Origin of the sequence: Arthrobacter sp. EPSL27 (genome assembly GCF_001512305.1) — a bacterium.
Taxonomy (GTDB): domain Bacteria; phylum Actinomycetota; class Actinomycetes; order Actinomycetales; family Micrococcaceae; genus Arthrobacter.
This window is the reverse complement of sequence record NZ_LNUT01000004.1, coordinates 846,515-868,298: the sequence shown is the minus strand read 5'-3', so window position 1 is coordinate 868,298 and position 21,784 is coordinate 846,515. Positions and strand designations below refer to the sequence as shown.

Sequence of the window (21,784 nt, the reverse complement as noted above, 5' to 3'; positions counted from 1 at the left end):
GTTATTTCTTCTCCGGCGGGGCGACGGTGTCACCCGGCACAACAGTGACGAGCTCGGGGGTCCAGCTGCCGCCGTTCTGGACCAGCTTCGCCTGGTACATGTCCTGGATCAGGGCGTGGTCCGAGGCCCGGACGGTGGTCTTGCCCTTGGGCCCGTCGAAGCTGAAGCCCTCCAGGGCCTTGACCATGGAGTCGGCGTCGGAGCCGCCTTCCTTGATGGCCTGGACGATCATCTGGCCGGCCACGAATCCGTCGGGCGTAAAGAGGTCCGCCTTGGCTCCGGCCTTCTCCACCGCGGAGATCATCGTCTTCTCGACCTCATTGCCCGCGGCTCCGGGGAAGTAGTGGTTCAGGAAGCTGATCTTGGCGGTCGCCTCGCCGTAGGCCCCAAAGGTGGAGGCGTCGCCAAGCCCGGTGACCACGGGGGCGGCGTCGAAAACGCCCTGCTGGCTCAGGGTCTGCCACATGGTCCCGGACGTTGCCCCGGCCCAGGCGGCAAAAACCATATCCGGCTTCGCGTCGATGAGCTGGCGGGCGAACGGGGTGAGTTCCTGTCCTTCCGGAACGAGGACCGACTCCACGGTGGCGCCCTTGGCGCCGAGGACGGCCTTGACGGCTGCGACGTTGCCCTGGCCGAAAGCGTTGTCCTGCGCGAAGACCACCACCTTCTTGCCGTTGGTGTCGATGAACGAGCCCGCGGTGGCGACGTCCTGCAGGCTCTGGCGGCCCGAGCGGAAGGTGTACTTGTTGATGCCCTGGATGGCATCGGTGGCAGCGGGCCCGGAGATGTACACCACCTTGTTCTGGGCAGCCTGCTCGGCGAGCTTGAGCGCGATGCCGGAAGAAACGGTGCCGCCGATGATCTTGTAGCCCTTGCCGATCATGTCCTTGGCGGCCGTCACGGCCTTGTCCGGGTCACCGCCGTCGTCAGCGTAGGTGAGGTTGATCTTGGCACCGTTGACTTCGCCGGTGCCGCCGGTGGCGTGGTCGATGCCCGCCTGGAGGCCCTCGTAGTACGTGGCGCCGTAGGCGGCCAGGGGTCCGGTCTTGGAGTAGATGATGCCTACGTTGACCGGTTCGGCGGCGGCTGCGCTGCCCGAGCCGGCCGGCGCCGCGCTGCCCGGAGTGGGGGCACAGGCGCTGAGGGCGAGCCCGGTGGCCATCACGGCGGCCATCAGGAACTTCTTTGTATCCTTCACGGGATGCCTTTCTTGAATGGAATCTGTGCATGAGATCGAACGGGAACTGCGCTGAACCTGAAAGGTGATTCAGATTACGGCAAATCTATGGTGCAACCCACGAAGTGTCAACGGATTCCAGGCCCGGCCCTGCAACGTTTTGGCAACGGGATAATGAGCGCACCCTGCGGTGCTCCTTTACAGCCGCTGGACACGGCGTGATGATGGTGGCGGGACCAGACTGAGGGAAGCCCACCCGGAGGAAGCATGGATCGACCGCTGCCCGGCAGCGCACATGAAGCCCTTGAATTGTTTCTGGGGCACTGGAGCGGAACCACCCAGTGGGAAGCCACCGCCTGGGGTCCGGCCCGGAGCGCCGCGTCCGAGGTCGTTTTCACCCGTGCCGCCGCCGGCCTGGCGGTGACCATGAGCTACCGCCACACCGATGCCGACGGTACCAAGACCGAGGGCGTGGGCGTTTTCACCATGGACCCCGACCGTCCCGACACGCTCTGGTACCACGTCAACAGCATGGGGCTGCCGCCGGAGGCGCCTGCCCGCGCAAGCTGGCTCGACGGCACACTGACCATCGAACGGCGCAGCGACCGCGGCACCGCGCGCCACACCCTAAGGGTCGACGACGGCCAGCTCACCCATGCCGCCGGGCTGCGGCTGGGCAGCGCGAGCGAGTTCAGCCCGTTCATGACGACGGTGTGCCGCCGCGTGCCCGAGCCTGCGCCCGTCGCCGCCTGATCTGCGGGAGGCTCGGCAGTTTCCCCACCGGAGCTGATGGACGGTCAGCAGTTTCTGCGCCGGTGCTGAGGGAGCGTGCGGGTCAGAGGCCGAAGGTCTCGGTTTCCTCGAAGGGTCCCACCACGGTGACGGTCCGCGGCGCGGCCGCGAGCTCGCGGGCCAGTTCCTGGACCTCGGCCGCGGTGACGGCCTGGATCTGGCGCAGGGTCTCGTCGATGTCCTGGTACTCGCCGGAGACCAGCTCGGCCCGGCCCAGCCGGGACATCCGGGAGCCCGTGTCCTCCAGGGCCAGCACGATGCCGCCGCAGAGCTGCCCGACGGCTTTGCGGAGCTCCTCGTCGGAGATGCCGCCCTCGGCCAGCTTGTCGAGCTCGGCGCCGAGCAGTTCAAGGACCTGCCGGACCTTCGACGGCGTGCAGCCGGCGTACATGCCGAAGTAGCCGGCGTCGGCGTAGGAGGAGGCGAAGGAGTAGGTCGAGTAGACCAGGCCGCGCTTCTCCCGGACTTCCTGGAAGAGCCGGGAGGACATGCCGCCGCCCAGCACGGCGTTGAGGACGCTCATCACGAAGCGCCGGTCGTCGGTGGCGACGATCGTGGGGCAGCCCATGATGATGTTGGCCTGTTCCACCGGGCGCTTGACCACGTGCAGGCCTGCGGTGCCGGTGATGTCGGCGCGGTCGGTGGAGCGGCGCTGCACCGGGGCGGCGTCGGGTTCCAGGCTCCAGCCTGCGGAGTGCAGCGCATCGACCACCAGCTGGCAGACGACGTCGTGGTCCAGTCCCCCGGCGGCGGTGATGACCAGCTCGTCCGGGCGGTAGTAGCGGCGGTAGTGGTCCCAGACCGAGTCGCGGGCGACGGCCCGGATCGCGTCCGGGGTGCCGCCGATCGGGCGGCCCAGCGGGTGGGTGCCCAGCACCGCGGCGACGAAGTGTTCGTGGGCGACGTCCGTGGGGTCGTCGCTGTCCATCGCGATCTCCTCGAGGATGACGTCGCGTTCCTGCTCCATCTCCTGCGGGTCCAGCACGGCGCCGGTGATCATGTCCGCAATGACGTCGATCGCCATCGGCAGGTCGGTGTCCAGCACGCGGGCGAAGTAGCAGGTGCTTTCCTTGGCCGTGGCGGCGTTGGATTCCCCGCCCACCTCATCGAAGGCCGAGGCGATCTCCAGGGCGGTGCGCCGCGTGGTGCCTTTGAACAGCAGGTGCTCCAGGAAGTGGGTGGAGCCGTGCTGCCCGGGGGCCTCGTCCCGGGAGCCGACGCCCACCCAGAAGCCGATGGTGGCCGAGCGCTGGCCCGGCATCGCCTCGGTGAGCACGCGTACGCCGCCGGGAAGGACCGAGCGGCGGACCTCGGATCCCCCGTCTGCTCCGTGGATCAGGGTGTCTGCGTGCTGGTTCTGCTCAAGCGGCAGGGGGACGACTGTCATCGAGGCCTTTCGGTAAACGCGCGCCAAATCTGCCTGCAATCCTACCTGCCTTTAACGGCAGAGGGGCCGGTGGATGATCCACCGGCCCCTCTGCTTGGGTCAGGAAAGACTACTCTGCGGACTCCGCGGAGACCTCAGCGTCGCCAGCCCCGGCCTCGTCAGCCACAACGGGAGACAGGGAGAGCTTGCCGCGGTCGTCGATCTTGGTGATTTCCACCTGGATCTTCTGGCCGACGGAGACGACGTCCTCGACGTTGTCCACGCGCTTGCCGCCGGCGATCTTGCGCAGCTCGGAGATGTGCAGCAGGCCGTCCTTGCCCGGGGTCAGGGAGACGAACGCACCGAAGGTGGTGGTCTTGACGACCGTGCCCAGGTAGCGCTCACCAATTTCCGGGACCTGCGGGTTGGCGATGGCGTTGATCGCGGACCGTGCTGCGTCGGCAGACGGGCCGTTGGTGGCGCCGATGTAGACAGTTCCGTCGTCCTCGATCGAGATGTCGGCTCCGGTGTCTTCCTGGATCTGGTTGATCATCTTGCCCTTCGGGCCGATGACCTCGCCGATCTTGTCCACGGGGATCTTGACCGCGATGACGCGCGGAGCGAACTCGGAGAGCTCGTCCGGGGTGTCGATGGCGGAGTTCAGGACCTCAAGGATGTGCAGGCGGGCTTCGCGGGCCTGCTTCAGGGCGGCGGCCAGGACGGAGGCCGGGATGCCGTCGAGCTTGGTGTCCAGCTGGATGGCCGTGACGAACTCGGAGGTACCGGCAACCTTGAAGTCCATGTCACCGAAGGCATCTTCGGCGCCGAGGATATCGGTCAGGGCGGCGTAGCGGGTCTGGCCGTCAACCTGGTCGGAGACCAGGCCCATGGCGATACCGGCAACAGCGGCCTTCAGCGGCACACCTGCGTTGAACAGGGACAGCGTGGAGGCGCAGACGGAACCCATCGACGTCGAACCGTTGGAGCTGAGCGCCTCAGACACCTGGCGGATGGCGTAGGGGAATTCCTCGCGGGAGGGCAGCACCGGCATGATGGCGCGCTCTGCCAGGGCACCGTGGCCGATTTCGCGGCGCTTCGGGGAACCGACGCGGCCGGTCTCGCCGGTGGAGTACGGCGGGAAGTTGTAGTTGTGCATGTACCGCTTGCGCGTGACGGGAGACAGCGAGTCGATCTGCTGTTCCATCTTGAGCATGTTCAGCGTGGTGACACCCATGATCTGGGTCTCGCCGCGCTCGAAGATGGCCGAACCGTGCACGCGGGGCAGGACCTCGACCTCGGCGGTGAGCTGGCGGATGTCCGTCAGGCTGCGGCCGTCGATGCGGATCTGGTCCTTGAGGATGCGCTGGCGCACAACCTGCTTGGTGACGGAGCGGAAGGCTGCGGAGAGTTCCTTTTCGCGGCCCTCGAACTGGCCGGCCAGGGAGGAGACGACCTCGTCCTTGAGCTCATCGGAGGCGGTGTCGCGCTCCTGCTTGTCGGCGATCTGGAAGACGGCGGTCAGCTTCTCGGCGGCAGCGGACTCCACAGCGGCGAAGACGTCGTCCTGGTAGTCCAGGAAGACCGGGAACTCGACGGTCGGCTTGGCGGCGCGGGCTGCCAGGTCGGACTGTGCCTCGCAAAGAGCCTTGATGAACGGCTTGGCAGCCTCGAGGCCCTCGGAGACGACCTCTTCGGTGGGGGCGGTGGCGCCCTGTTCCTTGATGAGGTTCCAGGAGTTGTCGGTGGCTTCGGCTTCAACCATCATGATGGCAACGTCGTCGCCCGCGATGCGGCCGGCAACCACCATGTTGAAGACGGCGTTCTCCAGCTGGGAGTGCTTCGGGAACGCAACCCACTGCGATCCGTTCTCGTCGGCGATGAGGGCAACGCGGACGCCGCCGATCGGGCCGGAGAAGGGCAGGCCGGAGAGCTGGGTGGACATCGAGGACGCGTTGATCGCGACGACGTCGTAGAGCTCGTCCGGGTTGATGGACAGCACGGTGACGACGATCTGGACCTCGTTGCGGAGGCCCTTGACGAACGCGGGGCGCAGCGGACGGTCCATGAGGCGGCAGGCCAGGATGGCTTCCGTGGACGGGCGGCCTTCGCGGCGGAAGAACGAGCCCGGGATGCGGCCGGCAGCGTACATGCGCTCTTCGACGTCGACCGTCAGCGGGAAGAAGTCGAAGCCTTCGCGCGGGTGCTTGCCCGCGGTGGTGGCGGACAGCAGCGCGGTCTCTTCGTCGATGTAGACCATGGCTGCGCCGGCTGCCTGCTTGGCAAGGCGGCCGGTTTCGAAGCGGATTACACGCTTGCCGAAGCGGCCATTGTCAATGACTGCTTCTGAGAACTGGATTTCGGGACCCTCCAAGAGAGTCACCTCCGTTTCATGATTCACGGAGTCCAGCCGCATCAACCCAGTCCAGCATCTGTCTACTGGCCTGCACTGCACCCGGTCATCGATCGAGACCCACGGGCCGGGGCTTCCGTCGTGGAAGCCGTTCCCGGGGATCACTACCGAGGACCGCGAATGCGTGATGCGGTTGATCCTCCTGTTGAGTTTTTGTTTGAAGAAAGCGGCCCTCTCCGTGATGGAAAGGGCCGCCCCTAAAGCTGACTAGCGGCGCAGGCCGAGGCGCTCGATGAGCGCACGGTAGCGGTTGATGTCAGTGTTCTTGAGGTAGGTGAGCATACGCTTGCGACGACCAACCATGGCCAGCAGACCGCGCTGGGTGTGGTAATCGTGCTTGTGCTCCTTCATGTGCTCAGTGAGATCCTTGATCCGCTGAGTCAGGACCGCAACCTGGACCTCCGGCGAACCGGTGTCGCCCTCGGACGTTGCGTATTCCTTCATGATGGACTGCTTTACAGCGGCTTCAAGTGCCACAATAACTCCTAGAGATGTGCCGTGAGGCCCGAAACAGTAATTCACCGCCGGGGGTGCTGTACCCGGAAATCTCCCCGCAAGGAAAGCGTCCCGAACACAACAGGAACCAGCCGCCACGGACTGCAGCCGGATCCACCGTCCAGTTTACCGGCACGCCGCCGGACTTGTCTAAACCGGCCTGCCCGCGCGTGCGGCGGCGGCCTACGCGGAACCGGGCAGCTGCCCGCGGATCGCCGCAACGCCCTGGTAGAGCTCGGCGAAGGACGTGCTGAGCGGCGACAGCCCGATCCGGATGCCGTGCGGCGCCCGGAAATCCGGAATGATGTCCTGTTCCCAGAGCACCTTCGTCATTTCGCGGAAGGCCGGGTGGTTCACCGTGATGTGGCTGCCGCGCAATTCCGGATCCCGCGGCGTGGAGAGCTCCACTCCCGCCGGGGCGAGCCAGGCATCGTAGAGGTCGACGGCGAACGCGGTCAGCAGGCGCGATTTCTCCCGGACGGCGGCCATGCCCGCCTCCTCGATCAGGTCCAGGGTGCCGCGCATGGCCAGCATCCCGAAAATGGCAGGGGTGCCGCTGAGGAACCCGCGGATGCCCGCGGCGGCCTGGTAGCCGGGCCCCATTTCAAAGGCGTCCTTGCGTCCCATCCAGCCCCAGATGGGCTGCTGGAGCCCGGGCAGGTGCCGGGCGTTGACGTAGGCGAACGCAGGCGAGCCCGGTCCCCCGTTGAGGTATTTGTAGGTGCAGCCGGCGGCAAAGTCGACGCCGGCGTCGTCCAGGGCGATCTCCACCGAACCGGCGGAGTGGCAGAGGTCCCACACCACCAGCGCGCCGGCGTCGTGCACGGCGGCGGTGATGCCCGGCAGGTCCGCGAGGAACCCGGAGCGGTAGGCGATCTGGCTCAGGACCACGACGGCGGTGGCCGGGCCGGTGGCGTCGCGCACCTGCTGGACGGTGACGCCGGAGGCGGGGTCGGCGTCGATCCAGCGCAGCGTGAGGCCCTCTTCGCGGGCGATGCCCTCAACCAGGTAGCGGTCGGTGGGGAAATTTTCCGTGTCCAGCACGATTTCGGTGCGGGCGGGGTCCGCGACGGCGGCCAGCGCGGCCCGGATCAGCTTGTAGAGCACCACCGTGGTGGAGTCGGCGATGATGGTCTGTCCGGGAGGAGCGCCCAGGACTGCCCGCCCCAACTGGTCGCCGATGGCCTGCGGGAGTTCCAGCCATTCCTCATCCCAGCCGCGGATCAGCCGGCCGCCCCAGCTGTCCTGGATGAAGCTGCTGATGTCGGTGACGGTGCGCTTGAGCGGGCGGCCCAGGGAGTTGCCGTCCAGGTAGGACAGGTCCGTGTCCGTACCGACGAAGTGCTCCCGGTAGGCTGCCAGCGGATCGGCGGCGTCCAGGTCCCGGGCGCGCTGGAGGAGGTCCGTGGTGTCGCCGGCGGCCCGGGCCGGGTTTCCCGACACGGCAGGGGTTCCGGCCGTCTCCGGCTGCAGGGCGCTCACTGGCCGATCTCCGTCCGGACGGCGAAGAGCTCCGGGAAGAACGTCAGTTCGAGGGCTTTCTGCAGGAAGGCGGCGCCGCTGGAGCCGCCGGTGCCGGATTTCATGCCGATGGTGCGCTGGACCGTGCGCAGGTGCCGGAACCGCCAGAGCTGGAAGTTGTCCTCCAGGTCCACCAGTTCCTCGCAGGCCTCATAGGCGCCCCAGTTGTCCGCGGCGTTCTCGTAGATGTACTTGAAGACCGGCACCAGCCCGGCGCTGAATTCGTGCGCCTGGGTAACGTCCCGCTCCAGCACCGACGCGGGCACGTCGAAGCCCTGGCGCTTGAGGTAGGCGAGGAAGTCGTCGTAGATGCTCGGGGATTCGAGGAGTTCGGTCAGCATCGCGTGGGCCTCGGGGTCGGATTCGAAGACCGGGAGCATTTTGCGGTTCTTGTTGCCGAGGAGAAATTCCACCGCGCGGTACTGGCTGGACTGGAATCCGGAGGAGTTGCCCAGGAAGCCGCGGAACTGCGAGTACTCGGTGGGTGTGAGGGTGGCCAGCACGGACCACTGCTCGGTGAGCGTTTTCTGGATGTGCTTGACCCTGGCGATCGCCTTCAGCGCCGAGCCGAGGTCATCGGCGCGGAGCCAGGCCGCGGCGCTGCGGAGCTCGTGCAGGACCAGCTTGAGCCACAGCTCCGTGGTCTGGTGCTGGATGATGAACAGCATCTCGTCGTGGTGTTCCGGTTCGCTGACCGGCTGCTGCGCGCTGAGGAGCGTCGGCAGCTGCAGGTAGGACGCGTAGCTCATCCTCGAGCTGAAGTCCCGGACAATTTCTTTGTCCAGCTCCCGCGTGTTTTTCTCAATGGTCACGACTCTGTGCCTTCCTTGCCAAATTGCTGTGAATCCCTGCGTAGCATGCCGATGCAGGACCGCAGGTGCGGTTCAGCGCGCGAACAGGATGTTGTGGGCCTGGACCACGTCGAGGCGCATCTGGTCCACCAGGGCCTCAGGGCCACGGTATGCCACCATCCCCCGCAGCCGGGCAACGAATTCGACCACCACTGTCTGGCCGTACAGATCGAAATCCTCGACGGCCTCTTCCGGGCGGTCGATCACGTGCGCTTCCACCTGCCGGCTGACGCCGTCGAACGTAGGGTTGGAGCCGACGGAGATGGCGGCGGGCCAGCGCGTGCCGGCCTGGTCCACCAGCCAGCCGGCGTAGATGCCGTCGGCGGGGATGTAGCCGGTCGAGTCTGAGGCGAGGTTGGCGGTGGGGAAGCCGAGGTCGCGTCCGCGCGCGGCGCCGTGGACCACTTCGCCGCGCATCCGGTGCGGCCTGCCCAGGACGGCGGCGGCGGTGGCGACGTCGCCCTCGCGCAGGGCCTCGCGCACCCAGGTGGAGGAGCAGCGGCGGTCTTTGCTGCCGCCGTCGTGCTGGTTCCCGTGCTGGTCACCGTGCAGGTCCCCGTGCAGCGGGAATCCTTCGGAGCCGAATTCACTGATGACCAGCACCTCGAAGCCGAGCTTCCTGCCGAGCTCCTGCATGGTGTCCAGGTCGCCGGAGTTCCCGCGGCCGAACCGCGCGTCGTGGCCGATCACCACGTGGCTTGCCTTGAGGCTGCCGACCAGGATGTCGGCGACGAATTCTTCGGGGGTGAGGCTGGCCAGTTCCAGGGAGTACTTCATCACCAGGACGGCGTCGAGCCCCAGCTCGCCGAGCGCCACCAGTTTGTCTTCCAGCCCCATGATCAGTTCCGGGGCGGATTCGGGGCGGTGGACCTGCGCCGGATGCGGGTCGAAGGTGATGGCGACGGCGCGGGCGTGGTTCAGCCGGGCGATGCGGATGAGCTGCGACAGTACCTGCTGGTGGCCGCGGTGCACGCCGTCGAAGTTGCCGAAGGTCACGACTGAAGGGCCGAAGTCCGCGGGGACTTCGGACGGATCGTTCCAGATGTGGACCATCAACCTCGCCTTTTGCTGCCTGCTGGGTGTGCGTCCGGAAAATCCTGCCGGCTCCGGAACTCTCCTAGATTACCCGCATTCGCGGTCCGCCTCCGACGGCGCAGCCCTCCCCCGGCGGCAGCGTCCTTCCGCGTTCCGGGCGCCCGGACTACGATGCAATGGCAACCGACCGGCGGCGCCAGTGCAGGCGCTGTGTCCAGCGAGGCCCGCAACGACTGCGGCTGAAGGAGTATCCCATGACTGAGCTCAACGACATCCTGCGGCAAATCCCGGTAGACCAGATCGCCGGCATGCTCGGCACCGACCGGCAGACGGCCCAGGCCGCGGTGGAGGCCGCAGTTCCCACGTTGCTGGCCGGCATGCAGAACAATGCCCAGGGCTCCGACGGCGCCGCCTCGCTGCAGTCGGCGCTGGGCCAGCACCAGGACGGTCTGCTGGACGGCGGCGTGGACGCATCCCAGGTGGACACGGCCGACGGCGAGAAGATCGTCAGCCACGTCTTCGGCGGACAGCAGGACCAGGTGGCGAACCAGTTGGCCGGGACGTCGCAGCTCAGTGGTGTGGGCGGGGATCTGGTCAGGAAGCTCCTGCCGATCCTGGCGCCGATTGTGATGTCCTATCTCGCGAACAAGGTCCTCGGGGGCCGCGGCCAGTCGTCCGGAGCCGGCGACGGAGGTTCCGGCCAGGCGGGCGGCATTGACCTCGGCGGAATCCTGGGCGGGATTCTTGGCGGCGGCGCTGCCGCAGGCGGCGCGGGCGGCATGGGCGGACTCGGCGACCTGCTGGGCGGGATCCTGGGCGGAGGCCAGCCGTCGTCGCCCGCAGCTGTCCCGGATGCCGGGCGGGACTCGTCGCTGGAGCCCCAGGCCTACCCGCAGGGCCAGCCCGCCGGCGGCGCCCCGCGCCCGGGCGAAATGATCGAGGTCGACCTTCCGGACAGCCAGCCGGAAGAGCGGAAGAAGGACGCCGGCGGGCTCGGCGGAATCCTGGGCGGCTTGTTCGGGAAGAAGTAGGGGAACTCCCCCGGCTAGCGCCGGCCCGCAGCCCGGTAATTGCGCCAGTGCAGCAGCACAGCGGCAAGGATCAGGGGGACGTGGATGCCGGGCAGGTTCCGCGCGAACCACCGCGGCAGGTAGATGTCAGTGACCGAGCCCGTCTCGTCGCCCAAATCCCTGGCCACGGCGGTCAGCGGGCAGTGAAAGCCGTTGGCGGCGAAGACCAGGGTCTCGGCGGTCACCACCCCGGCGGCCATGCCCACGCTTCTATCGGTGCGGCCTCGGGCACCGGCGTACAGGACGTAGACCATGCAGGCCTCGATGGTGAACCATGCAAACGTATGGAATGCCTTCACAGCCCGCAGCAGCGACGCGCGTTCGGCGTCCCGCAGTCCGCGCGGAGCGGGTTGTCCGGCCCTGGGTGCAGGCATGCGTCCGGCCATGGCTCCAGCGTAGGCGCCCGCAGCCGCTGTCGGGTCAGAGGCTTTTGGCCCGCCCGGTGCCCGCGGACCGGGCGGGCAGCCGGGCGAGCCAGGCGTCAAGGTCGCGGGGATGGCGGAACAGGATAGCCGGCGGCATTGCCGGGTCCGAGTGGAGGCTGCGCATCACATGGCGTTTCCGGGTGAACGACCGGAAATGCCACCGGATGATCGAGTCCTGGACAAAGAGCCGGGCCAGGGTCTCTCGGTTGCCGTTGCAGACGGGTTCCCGGGTCAAGGCCCGCCGCAGTGAACGGCGCACCAGCCGGGCCAGTGAGAGCCAGCGCGGATAGTCCAAGCCGATCACGAGCTCTGCCCGCGGCACCACCACGTCCCGCCAGACACCGTAAGCACTGTCCAGCACCCAGTGGTCCTGGGCTGCAATCGCGGCGGCCAGGTCCCGCTGCTCCTCGACGGTGCGCTGCTGCCAGCCGGGCAGCCAGCCGATGTCATCATCCGCCGAGTACTCAGGCAGCCCGGTGGCCTCGGCGTAGGCCCGGGCGGCGGACGACTTGCCGCTGCCGGTCACGCCGTAGAAGAGGACGCGCGAGGGCGCTGCGGGAATTGATTTGAGGATGCCCGGCGACCCCGGCGCAGCGGTCGCAGTGTGCGGCTTGCGGTTGTCTTCTGCCGTAGTGGAATTCATGGTTGGTCCCCCGGATCTTGCCGCCGGCACGGCTCGGCGCTGTTGTTCCTCGGCGCTACGCTAGCACCACCCGTCCCGGCTGCGCGGTTTAGCGCCTCTGCCCGTGCGCCGAGTGCCGGGTGCCATGTGCCGAGGTGCGCCCGTGCGCCCGTGCGCCGAGTGCCGAGTGCCGGAGGGCCCGGTGCGAGCACCTGCTCTGCCAGGCTGATCGGAGTCCCGGCCGGCACCCTCACTCCAACTGGAAGTAGCGGTTTCGCCGTGGCGACTGGCGCGGATCGAGGTGCGGCGGCGGGATGAACCATGGGACGCCGCCCATCAGCTGGACGCGCCACTGTTCCTTGTGGATCAGATGGTGGTGATGCGAGCAGAGAAGCACACCGTTGCCGGTACCGGTGCTCCCCCCGCGCGACCAGTAGTCGATGTGGTGCGCCTCGCACCAGGACGCGGGGATGGTGCACTGCGGAAACGCACAGCCCCCGTCCCGCGCCGCAATGGCTTTGCGGATGTGCGGCGGAAACACCCTCGACGCACGTCCGATGTCGAGGATCCTGCCCTTACCGCCCAGAACGATGGGGACGATGTCGGCGTCGCACGCAATCCTGCGCACGGTCTTGGCCGTAACCGGGCCCGTAAACATTAGCGTCCCGGCGTGGGAGCCTGCCGGCCCTAGGTTCGTATCGGCGCCTTCCAGCCGCTCCAGAAGGTCACCGTAGTCGATGGTGACCATCACCTGCGGCCGCAGTCCTCCTGCAGCGGGAAGCTTTCCGCCAGCGAGAGCGGCTTCGCAGGCGCCGACGAGGCCGTCGAGGAGCCGCTGCGGCCGGGTCCGCCGGTCCAGCTGCGCCGCATCAGCGTCTTCCACGCCGCCGGCAGGATCAACCGCGCCCGCCGCGGTGACAGCATCTTCGTGTAGCCCGCTTCCAGCGTCGGTCTCGGCATGCCCGTCGGAATATCTCCCGCCGGCGGGGCCGCCCGCACGTCCTGCGCGCGGATTGGCGGCAGTGTTCATGGCGGTAAGCAAAGGCTCGACTTGCTCAGCCGTGGCGAAGACTTCCAGGTGGTGCAGTCCGCGATGAAGCCGGCGAATGAAGACACCCTGCCGACGGCGCAGTTCCTGCTCGCCGGGTTCCGCGCCGTCAGGGTCCAACGCGTCTGTCCAGCGTTTTGCGATCCTGATCAGGAAGTCCTGGTCATTCTCAACCGCCGTACAAGTAAGACTGTGCTCCATCCGCGCGGCATCCTCGGGTGGCGATGTATGGCGGACTCGGTCCAGGGAAAGGGTAATAATGGTCGCCGCCTTTGAAGCGACCTCTCCGGCGGCGACTGCAGCTGCGAGTTCTTCCTTGGCAGCCGGCAAGGGCTGGCCCGTTATTCCCCTTCGCGGCAAGACGGCCGCGGCCAGGGCCAGGCGGCGTCGGGCTTCCGCGCTGCTGATTCGCAGCCGCGCCCTGAGGAAATCGGCGGTGTTCCGGTATCCGTCGTCCACCCAGGCCGGTGAAGCACCAGCGCTGCCAGGCTCATTCCAGATGGGGTCCGACGGAGAATGAGCCGGAACGGTCGAATCGGTGTTCCAGCCCGTTAGCCACCCAGCCGGCGCTTCGCCACCGGGAGTCGCAATGGCAGCCCTTGGCCCGGCTGCTGCCCGGCTCCGAGTCTTGTCGACTGCCGCGGCGGCCGCCAGTTGAAGGTAGTCCACAGTTCGCGACAGGTCCTCTACGTGGCCGGCGAAGTCCGCGGCTTCAACCAGCCCCAGCCGTTCCGTCCCATTCACGGCCGTCTCGATCGACGAGCGCAGCAGCGCGAGCGCCTCCTCAACAGCGCGGACCACGTCCTCGGGTTGATGTGTGGCTGAATTGAGCCGGGGAAGGCCGGAAAGAATCACGGCGTCGGGCCGGGAAGCCTGCACGGGGGTGACAACTTCGCTGACCTTCATAGCCAAAATCTTCCTGATGGCTGTGGCTTCTGGGACGGGGACTCCCCGGACGGGGATTGGGCAGTTTCCTGCGGAGAGTGCGGGCGCATGAGACGTTGCCATCACTGCGCCCCCGCAAGAGATCTGCTTCCAGACAGCCCCGGGGGGCTAATTCAATGATTCCCCATTCAAGGCGTGAGTAGCCTCGGCTAAGGCCCGTATGTGGATAACTCTGGGGCCGGCGAGGAACCCGTCCGCAGGCAAATGATCGGGTAACCCGGCAGGCCCGGCGCCCGTTCAGGTGTTCTGCGCGAGGTGCTGGACGGGCCTTACGGCGGCCAGGCCTGCCCGCGGAGCTATGAGTGCTTAGGCCGTGCCCGTACGTGCATCCGTTCGCCCTGCTGCCCGAACAGACTGATGAATTCGACCGGACTGCCGTCGGCGCTGGCAAACCAGTGCGGGGTGCGGGTGTCGAATTCCGCAGCTTCGCCCGGGCGGAGTTCAAAGTCCTTATCGCCCAGCACCAGACGCAGCCGCCCGTTGAGGATGTAGAGCCACTCGTAGCCTTCGTGGACGCGCGGGTCCGGCTCTGCGCCCCGGGCGTTGCCGGCAAGCACCATTTTGAAGGCCTGCAGACCGCCCGGGCGGCGCGTGAGGGGAACAGCCGTCATGCCCGCGTGGGTGATGGGCTGGAGGTGGATCCTCGGATCTCCGGTGGGCGGTGCGCCCACCAGGTCATCGAGGGGAACACCGTACAGCCTCGCCAATGGCAGCAGGAGCTCGAGGTTGGGTCTGCGCTGGCCGGATTCGAGGCGGGACAGGGTGCTGACGGACACTCCGGATGCGCCGGCCACATCTCCGAGGGTGAGGTTCCGTTCCGCGCGGAGGGCCCGAAGCCGTGGCCCGACCGCTCCGAGAACATCATCAAGTTCTTGTGCCATGCCCCCACTTTGCCATAGTGGCAATCTTCTTTGTCAAAACTTGGCATCGGGATGGAGGCTGGTATGGCCGGGAACCGACGCCGGCGGCAGCACTTCAGGACTCGACGAAGGACAAGCAGGATGGACACCACACGGTATGACGTTGTCATTGTTGGCGGCGGCGCAGCTGGACTCAGCGCCGCCACGACGCTGGGCCGCGCGCTGCGGCGGGTACTGGTCATCGATTCCGGTACGCCACGCAACGCACCCGCGGCGGGGGTTCACGGTTTCCTTTCGAGGGACGGCATGAACCCCCTGGAACTCCTGTCCATTGGTCGCAGCGAAGTGATGTCCTACGGAGGAACGGTCATTGACGGCGAGGCCGTCGCCGCGCGGCGGCGCCCTGACGGGTTCGAGGTGGTCCTCGGGGATGCCCGCCGGTTCTCCGGCAGACGCCTCCTGGTCACCACCGGGCTGGCCGACGGACTGCCACCCGTCGAGGGGCTGCGGGAGCAGTGGGGACAGGGCGTTGTGCACTGCCCCTACTGCCACGGCTGGGAAATCCGCGGGCAACGGATTGGAGTGCTGGGCACCGGCCCGCTGTCCGTCCACCAGGCTCTGTTGTTTCGGCAGTGGTCCCCGGATGTAACGCTCTTCCTCAACGACACCGTGGAACCCACCGATGAGGAGTGGGAGAAACTTGCTGCCCGGTCTGTCAGGGTCGTGGACGGCGCTGTGGCTGCTGTTGACGCCGTCGGGGGTGTCCTGTCTGGCGTCACGCTCCGCCAGGGTGCCTCGGTCGACGTCCAGGCCCTGGCCGTGGCGCCACGGATGAAGGCCAGGTCGTCGCTCCTCGAATCCCTCGGGCTGGATCCGCAGGAGCACCCGTCGGGGGCCGGACGGTTCATCGAGACCGACTCTCTGGGGGCCACGGCCGTCCCCGGCGTCTATGCGGCGGGCAACGTCTCCAACCTCATGGCGCAGGTCATCACCGCTGCGGCTGAAGGCGTCATGGCCGGGGCGGGGATCAACGCCGGCCTTGTCGAAGAGGAAACCCGGTGGGCCGTGGAGGGGCGTTACGGCCCCTTCTCAGCCGGATCGGAAGCGGCGGTTACCAGGATCGTCATGGGTCACCGCCGCCATGGCCTCAGTGATGGTCAGTAAGACTCCCGCATGCCGCCCGTTCAGCCACGCAGCGCTTCCTCGTCGGACAGCTGATGGTCCTCAATCCGTGCATCCCTGAACCGGGAGAAGAGCAGCACCAGTGAGGCCATTAGCAGGAAGGCAGCGGCCACCCACAGTGCCGCGCCGGAGCCGGCAACGGTTGCTATGAGGCCGCCCAAGGGGGCTCCGAGCACGATCATCCCCCGGTTCACCGAACGCCTCGTGGCGCTCATGCGCGCGATGAGCCTGTCCGGAGTCACGGCCTGCTGGTACCCCATTTCCAGCGGCCCTTTGACGCCCATGGCCAGGCCGAACAGCAATTGCCCGACGCCGGCCAGCACCAAGGCCGTCCACAGCTGTACGGGCCAGTGCAGAGGGGAACCGTGCGCCTCTCCGCTGTTTCCGGCACCGGCGGCGAGGGGCGCCAGCGCCACCACCGCGACGGCCAGCGGCTCGGCAAGGCGGGACGCAACGATCGCACGGCCGGTACCCCACCTGCGCCCCAGGCGGGTGGAAAGTGTGGTGCCCGCGACAGCACCGATTCCGGCGCACCCCATCACCACACCCAGGCCCAGGGCACCCAAGCCAAGATCTTTCAGGACCACCGCGGGCAGGACCGTCCCCAGGATGGCGGAACCGATGAACCAGATGTGGGTGCTCCACGCCAGCGGCCCCAGCCGGGCGTGGCCATAGACCCACCGGAGCCCCTCGGCGATCTGGTGGCGCAGTTTCTGTCCGCTCAGTGCCGCAGCCTGGTCGGACGGCCGGTCCAGGGAGAGGAGCACCGCTGCGGAGAAGAAATATGAGACAGCATCCACCAGGAGAGCCACAGGCGCCGTCACCAGGGCCACCAGGCCGCCGGCCAGCGCGCTGCCCGTCGTCTGGGCCACGGTGTCGCTTTGCTGGAGCCGGGCGTTGGCCTGGGTGAGCAGGGACCTGGAGACCAGCCGGGGAAGGAAGCTCTGATAGGCGGCGTCGCTGGTCAGCGCGAGGGTTCCGAATGCGAACATCAGGATCATCAGCGCCGGAACCGAAAGGGCCGCCGTCACTGCCGCAACGGCAACCCCGGCGAGGATCAGACCACGGCCCACGTCTCCGCCGATGAGGACAGTCCGCCGGGGGAACCGGTCGATCCAGACTCCGGCAACCAGACCGAAGAGCAGATACGGGGTCCACCTCGCGGCGTTGACCAGGCCCTGGTCGAACGGGGTGCCGCTCATCGTGACCAGGATCAGAACGGACATAGCCAGGGTGGTGATGTAGGTGCCGAAATCAGACACCGTCGAGGCCACCCAGAACCTGACAAAGGCTGGGTAGCGGCGAAGCTTTGGCTCCGTGGCCGTTGGGCCTTCGCCAATAATTCCCATGCTCTCCCCCGCTCACCGCGCGTAAACTGAGATCCTAGCGGTCACGGCAGGCGCCGGCCGATACGCAGGGTCGTTGGACGCATTGTCCCCTCCGGGATCTCCAGCCCACCCGCACAGCAAATCCACAGGCGATCCGTGTGGAGGACATAGCCCCCGGACCCACACTGGTCGGACTGGGGCAGCCGCTGCCGCAACAGCGGACGCGACATAGCCAGCGCAGAAGCGCCGCCAACTCAAGAATCCGAACAGTTAGGTGACACCTATGTCACGCATCTGGAACCGTGACAACGCTCCCCTGATCATGCTGGTCGCAGGACTCGTCCTGGCCCTCATCGCCGCCGGCATAATCATTTGGGTCATCAATATCGCGCCGGTCATCGGCCGCCTCACTGGGTCCTGACCGGACAGTGCCGGGCACAACCGCTGCTGTCCACAGGCGCCGGCCTGCACCCCCACAGGGGCAAACCCGCGCACAGCCGCAACGGCGACCAGGAACGTGGGCTCGAAGCTGGTCAACGCCCCCGTACGAGCCTGATTGCCTGCACGAGGATGCCTAGGTAGACAAACAGCGCGAAGACGTTTGGCCTCATTCCCTCCGTATTTACGGCGTCCAGGAAGTTGGTGATTGCAAGTGCAAGGCCGATGCCGGACAGAGCCAGCGCCGCCATAGGGGGAGCCAGGGACTTGCTGCGTCGTGCTGCGAGGTTCCAAATCCCGCCTCCGAGCAGAGCGAGAACGAAAACGACATTAAGGGCGTCGAATATGACGACTTCGACCCTCTCGCTCTCGCTGAGGGTGTCGATGAGGGAGCCGTACTGCGTGTACAACCAGACCATGCCAAACGCACCAAGCGCACCCACTACAAGGAGCCCGATTCCGATGCCGGTCCGACCCTTACGGGAGCGCTTGGCGTCTTCAGTCTCCCCTGCGATGGCTGCGTAGGCCGGGTGTGGATATTCAGTGCTCATGTGAGTCCCCCTCGAGAGTGCAGGGAGTACCCAATGCCCCCCAGCTGGGAACAACCTAGCACCATCAATGGCTGGTTGAGTTCAGGAAGGCCGAGGTGGGTCATGGCGCCGCAAAAGTGGCGAACATAGCGGAGATAGTCCGGCGCCTTTCTTGGGCAGCTGTTCCCGCAGTCGGGTCCGCTCTACGTGTTACCGGTTGGACTCGGCGTGGGCATATCCCTTCGTTTGATCGCACGGTATCTGGCGGGCAGACGAGAAGACTGAACGCCGATATAAAGCCGTCCTCGGGAGCTGATACCCACCCCTTGCGTGGCGTCCGCCGTCGGCATTCTGTTGCCGAACGAAGCGCCGCTAAAGGATTTCCTGTCGGGTGATTGGAATGTAGGATCCGGTTCGTACCCTGGACTTTCCACGACAAACTCTGGATCGCCCGACACCACGAGGAGGCACCCGTTGAACGACCAAAGGGACCAGGCCGCCGAGACCTATACCGAGCCCCCTATGGCCGGAGACGAGTCCGCTACCCTGCTGGGCTTCCTGGAGCGACAGCGGGCGACCTTCGCCTGGAAGACCGCCGGACTCGACGCCGCAGGCCTACGGGCGGCACTCGCCCCTTCGTCGATGACGCTGGGCGGCCTGCTCAAACACTTGGCCCGATTCGAGGACGACATGTCCACCGAATGGCTGCATGGCCGCAAACAGCTCCCCCCGTGGAACGCCGTGGACTGGGACGCCAACCCTGACTGGGATTGGACCTCTGCCAGCGAGGACTCCCCCGACCAACTCTATGGAAGATGGAGCGACGCGGTGAGCCGCTCCCGCGCCCTGTTCGCGCAGGCGCTGAAGGACGGCGGTCCAGGCCGGCAAGGCACAGTTGCCTCCAACCACAACGTCGAACTCCCCAGTCTGCGCTACATCCTCCTCAACATGATCGAGGAATACGCCCGTCACAATGGCCATGCAGACCTCATCCGAGAATCGGTGGACGGTCTGGTGGGACAGGACCCGCCGGGGTAGGGAGCCCGTTCGCGGAATGAGGCAAGTACAAAGCGGGGAGAGCGGGAGCATCGGTCGCTCTCGGTCACCTTCGAGCACGTCGACGACCCCGCGTTCCGAGCTACAGCCGTCGTCAACAGAACGACCGGGGTTATCGAGAAAATGGCAATTCTCGGGGACGTCACCATACTGACCGACGTCGAGATCGATGTGCCGCTCGCCCGGGAAAACTCACCTAACTTCATCCCGGTCACAGATTGGATTCGACCCGACTACTAATGGAGACTGGGGGGCATGGACAGCCCTAGCGACCCTCAGTCCACCAAACCGCCTTTTGAGCTGCGCAGGCCCCTCGGCCCGCGCGATCCGGGGGACGCATGGGTCGAGGGTGACCGCGGGCGCTTCTGGGGGCGCTTTGGCTCGGCGGGCCTCCTTGTCCACGACCCTGCCAAGGGCATCCTCCTCCAGCACCGGGCTTTGTGGAGCGACCAGGGCGGCACGTGGGGACTCCCCGGCGGGGCCCTGCACCAGGGCGAAGAAGCGGTGCACGGCGCCCTCCGTGAGGCGCAGGAGGAAGCCGCCGTGCCGCCGGAAAACGTCCGGGTGCTGTTCACCACGGTGTTCGACGTCGGCTATTGGAGCTACACCACGGTGGCCGTCGAGGTGGTGACGGCGTTCGAGCCGGAAATCAGCGACCCGGAGAGCCTGGAACTGCAGTGGGTGCCGGTGGGAAGCGTCGGCGGCAAGGCGCTGCATCCCGGCTTCGCAGCAGCCTGGCCCGGCCTGCGCCGCAGGTTGTCAGGGCTCGACGACGGTCCCGACTGACGCCGGCCGGCGGCGGTACAGCCAGATCAGGCCCAGGATGGGCAGCAGGAGCGGGATGAACGCATAGCCGCGCCCGAAGAGGGACCACACAGTCTCATGCGGGAAGCTGACCGAATCGAACACACTGAGCGCCCCGACCACCAGCACACCCACCAGCTCCACCAGCACCGCAACCACGGAGACCTTGAACCAGGTGCGGCCGGACTTGGCGAGGGACACCGTCGCCACGAGGTACACGACGGCGGCGAAGGCCGACAGCAGGTAGGCCACCGGGGCTTCGGAGAACTTGGTGAGGATCTGGTAGCCGGCCCGGGCCGTCGCGGAGATCGCGAAGACGGCGTAGACAGCGATCAGGAGTCGGCCGGGGCCGGTGTTCCGGGTGTCTTTAGTCTCCGGGTCCGGCACTGACGCCGGCACAGAGCCCGGTGCCGGCGTCGTCCCGGGGTTCTGCTGCGAAGGTTTCGCCGTCACGTTCTGAGCCTCTTCCACGTCAGTACCAAATCTGATTCATCCTGGCGGCCATGACCAGTGCCGTGACGCCGACGGCGGCCAGCACAAAGTTGCTCCAGCGCGTTCGCTCCAGGATGGCCCAGTAGACCGCGCCCACCGGCAGCAGGAGCGCCGTCAGCAGGTAGCCCCAGAACTCCCACGGCTCCCCCGCGATCTGTTCCCCGCTGGCAACCCGGACGATCGAGCCGACCAGGTACACCAGGAGGGAGAGCTCGACGGCGGCCACCGAGAGAATGGTGGTGTCGTTGGGCGCCTTCTTAAGGATGCCGGCGGTGAGGCAGATGACGGTGGAGACCAGCCCGGCCACCAGGACAATGTAGAAATAAACGTCCACTACTGCCCGGCCTGCTGTTCCGCTGCCGGCTCCGCGGCCGCACGTTTTTCGTTGTCCGGCGCGAACACCAGCACCGGTTTGGCGTAGCTGCCCTTGTCCGCGAGCAGCGCCACGAGCGTCCCGTCCGGGGCGAACGCCGCTGCCGGGTTCTCAGGCGTCGCGGCGTCCGGCGTTCCGGCGGCCGCGCCCGCGGCGATCCTGCGGCCAAAGGAAATCTCGGTGGTTTCCTCGTCGCTGAGTTCACGGTTGGGCATCAGTGCCCGGGCGGCCTGCGACATTTCCAGCACGTCCAGGTGCTCGGCCAACTGCTCCAGAGTGTGGGCCTGGTCCAGGGTGTAGGGGCCCACCTGGGTGCGGCGCAGCGCCGTCAGGTGGCCGCCGACACCGAGCGACTCGCCAAGGTCGCGGGCCAAAGCCCGGATGTACGTCCCCGAGGAGCACTCCACCGTGACATCCACATCGAGAACGTCGACGTCGGCCGCCTCGCCGCCACGTGCCGGGCGGATCCCGTGGACCTCGAAGCGGTGGATGGTGACGGGCCGGGCGGCGAGCTTGACCTCTTCGCCGGAACGGACCCGCGCGTAGGCGCGTTCCCCGTTGACTTTGATGGCACTGACGCTGCTGGGGACCTGTTCGATCTCGCCGGTCAGAGCGGCAACGCCGGCCCGGACGGCGTCCTCGGTGACCGCGGAGGCGCTGCGGGTGGCGGTGACCTCGCCCTCGGCGTCGTCCGTCACCGTCGATTCGCCCAGGCGGATGGTGGCCGTGTACGTCTTGGAGGTGCCCACGATATAGGTCAGCAGCCGGGTGGCCTTGTTGATGCCGACCACCAGGACTCCCGTGGCCATCGGGTCCAGCGTCCCCGCATGGCCCACCTTTCGGGTACCGGCCAGCCGCCGCATCCGTCCAACCACATCGTGGCTGGTCCAGCCTTGCGGCTTGTCCACTATCACCAGTCCAGAAAGCACGCTTCCCAGTATATCCGCGCCGGGGCCGGCCTCCG

At 67.1% G+C, this 21,784-nt stretch carries 22 protein-coding genes; 6 read left to right on the top strand and 16 right to left on the bottom strand.

The genetic code is table 11. The features are described from left to right. Position 1: 1 nt before the first annotated feature. A complete protein-coding gene (locus tag AR539_RS08560) occupies positions 2–1,198 on the bottom strand; it encodes a substrate-binding domain-containing protein (protein ID WP_066434834.1) in 1,197 nt (398 codons plus the stop codon). A 246-nt stretch (positions 1,199–1,444) separates the two neighbouring features. Here AR539_RS08560 and AR539_RS08555 point away from each other — a divergent pair, with 246 nt between their 5' ends. After that, positions 1,445–1,930 (top strand): hypothetical protein, encoded by a 486-nt coding sequence (locus tag AR539_RS08555; protein WP_066434832.1) that lies wholly within the window; start codon positions 1,445–1,447, stop codon positions 1,928–1,930. Between the two features lie 82 nt (positions 1,931–2,012). Here AR539_RS08555 and AR539_RS08550 read toward each other — a convergent pair whose 3' ends face one another. The 6 genes from AR539_RS08550 to AR539_RS08525 form a co-directional block, all read right to left on the bottom strand. Further along, complete coding sequence (locus AR539_RS08550) at positions 2,013–3,356, bottom strand: M16 family metallopeptidase (protein ID WP_066434827.1); 1,344 nt, start codon at positions 3,354–3,356, stop codon at positions 2,013–2,015. A gap of 109 nt (positions 3,357–3,465) precedes the next feature. Next, positions 3,466–5,706 (bottom strand): polyribonucleotide nucleotidyltransferase, encoded by a 2,241-nt coding sequence (locus AR539_RS08545; RefSeq protein ID WP_066436358.1) that lies wholly within the window; start codon positions 5,704–5,706, stop codon positions 3,466–3,468. Between the two features lie 246 nt (positions 5,707–5,952). Continuing rightward, complete coding sequence (rpsO, locus tag AR539_RS08540) at positions 5,953–6,222, bottom strand: 30S ribosomal protein S15 (RefSeq protein ID WP_066434825.1); 270 nt, start codon at positions 6,220–6,222, stop codon at positions 5,953–5,955. Between the two features lie 201 nt (positions 6,223–6,423). Then, positions 6,424–7,683, bottom strand: a complete 1,260-nt coding sequence (gene kynU / locus AR539_RS08535) for a kynureninase (protein WP_066436354.1) — start codon at positions 7,681–7,683, stop codon at positions 6,424–6,426. Positions 7,684–7,718: 35 nt separating this feature from the next. Next, positions 7,719–8,573 carry a tryptophan 2,3-dioxygenase gene (kynA, locus tag AR539_RS08530; RefSeq protein ID WP_066434824.1) on the bottom strand — a complete coding sequence of 285 codons (855 nt, stop codon included), beginning with the start codon at positions 8,571–8,573 and terminating at the stop codon, positions 7,719–7,721. 72 nt (positions 8,574–8,645) lie between these two features. After that, positions 8,646–9,665 carry a bifunctional riboflavin kinase/FAD synthetase gene (locus AR539_RS08525; protein ID WP_066434822.1) on the bottom strand — a complete coding sequence of 340 codons (1,020 nt, stop codon included), beginning with the start codon at positions 9,663–9,665 and terminating at the stop codon, positions 8,646–8,648. A gap of 236 nt (positions 9,666–9,901) precedes the next feature. Between AR539_RS08525 and AR539_RS08520 the strand changes: the two genes are divergently transcribed. Then, the gene (locus AR539_RS08520) at positions 9,902–10,678 is read left to right on the top strand and encodes a DUF937 domain-containing protein (protein WP_066434820.1); all 777 of its coding nucleotides are present in this window, start codon (positions 9,902–9,904) and stop codon (positions 10,676–10,678) included. Positions 10,679–10,692: 14 nt separating this feature from the next. On the opposite strand, the gene AR539_RS08515 is transcribed toward AR539_RS08520, so the two are convergent. The 4 genes from AR539_RS08515 to AR539_RS08500 all read right to left on the bottom strand — a co-directional run bounded on the left by AR539_RS08515 (position 10,693) and on the right by AR539_RS08500 (position 14,638). Then, positions 10,693–11,091, bottom strand: a complete 399-nt coding sequence (locus AR539_RS08515; protein ID WP_082699325.1) for a hypothetical protein — start codon at positions 11,089–11,091, stop codon at positions 10,693–10,695. 46 nt (positions 11,092–11,137) lie between these two features. After that, entirely contained in the window at positions 11,138–11,785 is a 648-nt protein-coding gene (locus AR539_RS08510; protein ID WP_231728548.1) for an adenylate kinase, read from the bottom strand. Positions 11,786–12,014: 229 nt separating this feature from the next. Next, positions 12,015–13,718, bottom strand: coding sequence for an HNH endonuclease signature motif containing protein (locus tag AR539_RS08505; RefSeq protein ID WP_082699253.1), 1,704 nt, complete (start codon positions 13,716–13,718; stop codon positions 12,015–12,017). Positions 13,719–14,053: 335 nt separating this feature from the next. Beyond that, positions 14,054–14,638 carry a helix-turn-helix domain-containing protein gene (locus AR539_RS08500; RefSeq protein ID WP_066434817.1) on the bottom strand — a complete coding sequence of 195 codons (585 nt, stop codon included), beginning with the start codon at positions 14,636–14,638 and terminating at the stop codon, positions 14,054–14,056. 120 nt (positions 14,639–14,758) lie between these two features. Between AR539_RS08500 and AR539_RS08495 the strand changes: the two genes are divergently transcribed. Further along, positions 14,759–15,781, top strand: a complete 1,023-nt coding sequence (locus AR539_RS08495; protein WP_066434815.1) for an NAD(P)/FAD-dependent oxidoreductase — start codon at positions 14,759–14,761, stop codon at positions 15,779–15,781. Between the two features lie 20 nt (positions 15,782–15,801). On the opposite strand, the gene AR539_RS08490 is transcribed toward AR539_RS08495, so the two are convergent. Then, positions 15,802–17,148, bottom strand: a complete 1,347-nt coding sequence (locus AR539_RS08490; protein WP_082699252.1) for an MFS transporter — start codon at positions 17,146–17,148, stop codon at positions 15,802–15,804. A 262-nt stretch (positions 17,149–17,410) separates the two neighbouring features. Between AR539_RS08490 and AR539_RS19315 the strand changes: the two genes are divergently transcribed. Next, a complete protein-coding gene (locus tag AR539_RS19315; protein WP_157360949.1) occupies positions 17,411–17,548 on the top strand; it encodes a hypothetical protein in 138 nt (45 codons plus the stop codon). A 112-nt stretch (positions 17,549–17,660) separates the two neighbouring features. Here the strand turns inward: AR539_RS19315 and AR539_RS08485 are convergent, their stop codons facing one another. Then, positions 17,661–18,116, bottom strand: coding sequence for a hypothetical protein (locus AR539_RS08485; protein WP_157360948.1), 456 nt, complete (start codon positions 18,114–18,116; stop codon positions 17,661–17,663). A 453-nt stretch (positions 18,117–18,569) separates the two neighbouring features. On the opposite strand from AR539_RS08485, the gene AR539_RS08480 reads away from it, so the two are divergent. Next, positions 18,570–19,133, top strand: coding sequence for a DinB family protein (locus AR539_RS08480; RefSeq protein WP_231728546.1), 564 nt, complete (start codon positions 18,570–18,572; stop codon positions 19,131–19,133). A 273-nt stretch (positions 19,134–19,406) separates the two neighbouring features. Continuing rightward, on the top strand, positions 19,407–19,937 hold the full coding sequence (locus AR539_RS08475; RefSeq protein WP_082699251.1) for an NUDIX domain-containing protein: 531 nt from the start codon (positions 19,407–19,409) through the stop codon (positions 19,935–19,937). Here AR539_RS08475 and AR539_RS08470 read toward each other — a convergent pair. From AR539_RS08470 to truB, 3 genes are all read right to left on the bottom strand, one after another. After that, complete coding sequence (locus tag AR539_RS08470; RefSeq protein WP_066436336.1) at positions 19,911–20,354, bottom strand: hypothetical protein; 444 nt, start codon at positions 20,352–20,354, stop codon at positions 19,911–19,913. The two genes, AR539_RS08475 and AR539_RS08470, sit on opposite strands and share 27 nt — an antisense overlap. A 73-nt stretch (positions 20,355–20,427) precedes the next feature. After that, positions 20,428–20,781: a hypothetical protein gene (locus AR539_RS08465; protein ID WP_066434807.1), complete on the bottom strand. Its 354-nt coding sequence runs from the start codon at positions 20,779–20,781 to the stop codon at positions 20,428–20,430. Continuing rightward, entirely contained in the window at positions 20,781–21,749 is a 969-nt protein-coding gene (truB, locus tag AR539_RS08460; RefSeq protein WP_231728545.1) for a tRNA pseudouridine(55) synthase TruB, read from the bottom strand. Before truB ends, AR539_RS08465 begins: the two co-directional genes overlap by 1 nt. Positions 21,750–21,784: the final 35 nt, after the last annotated feature.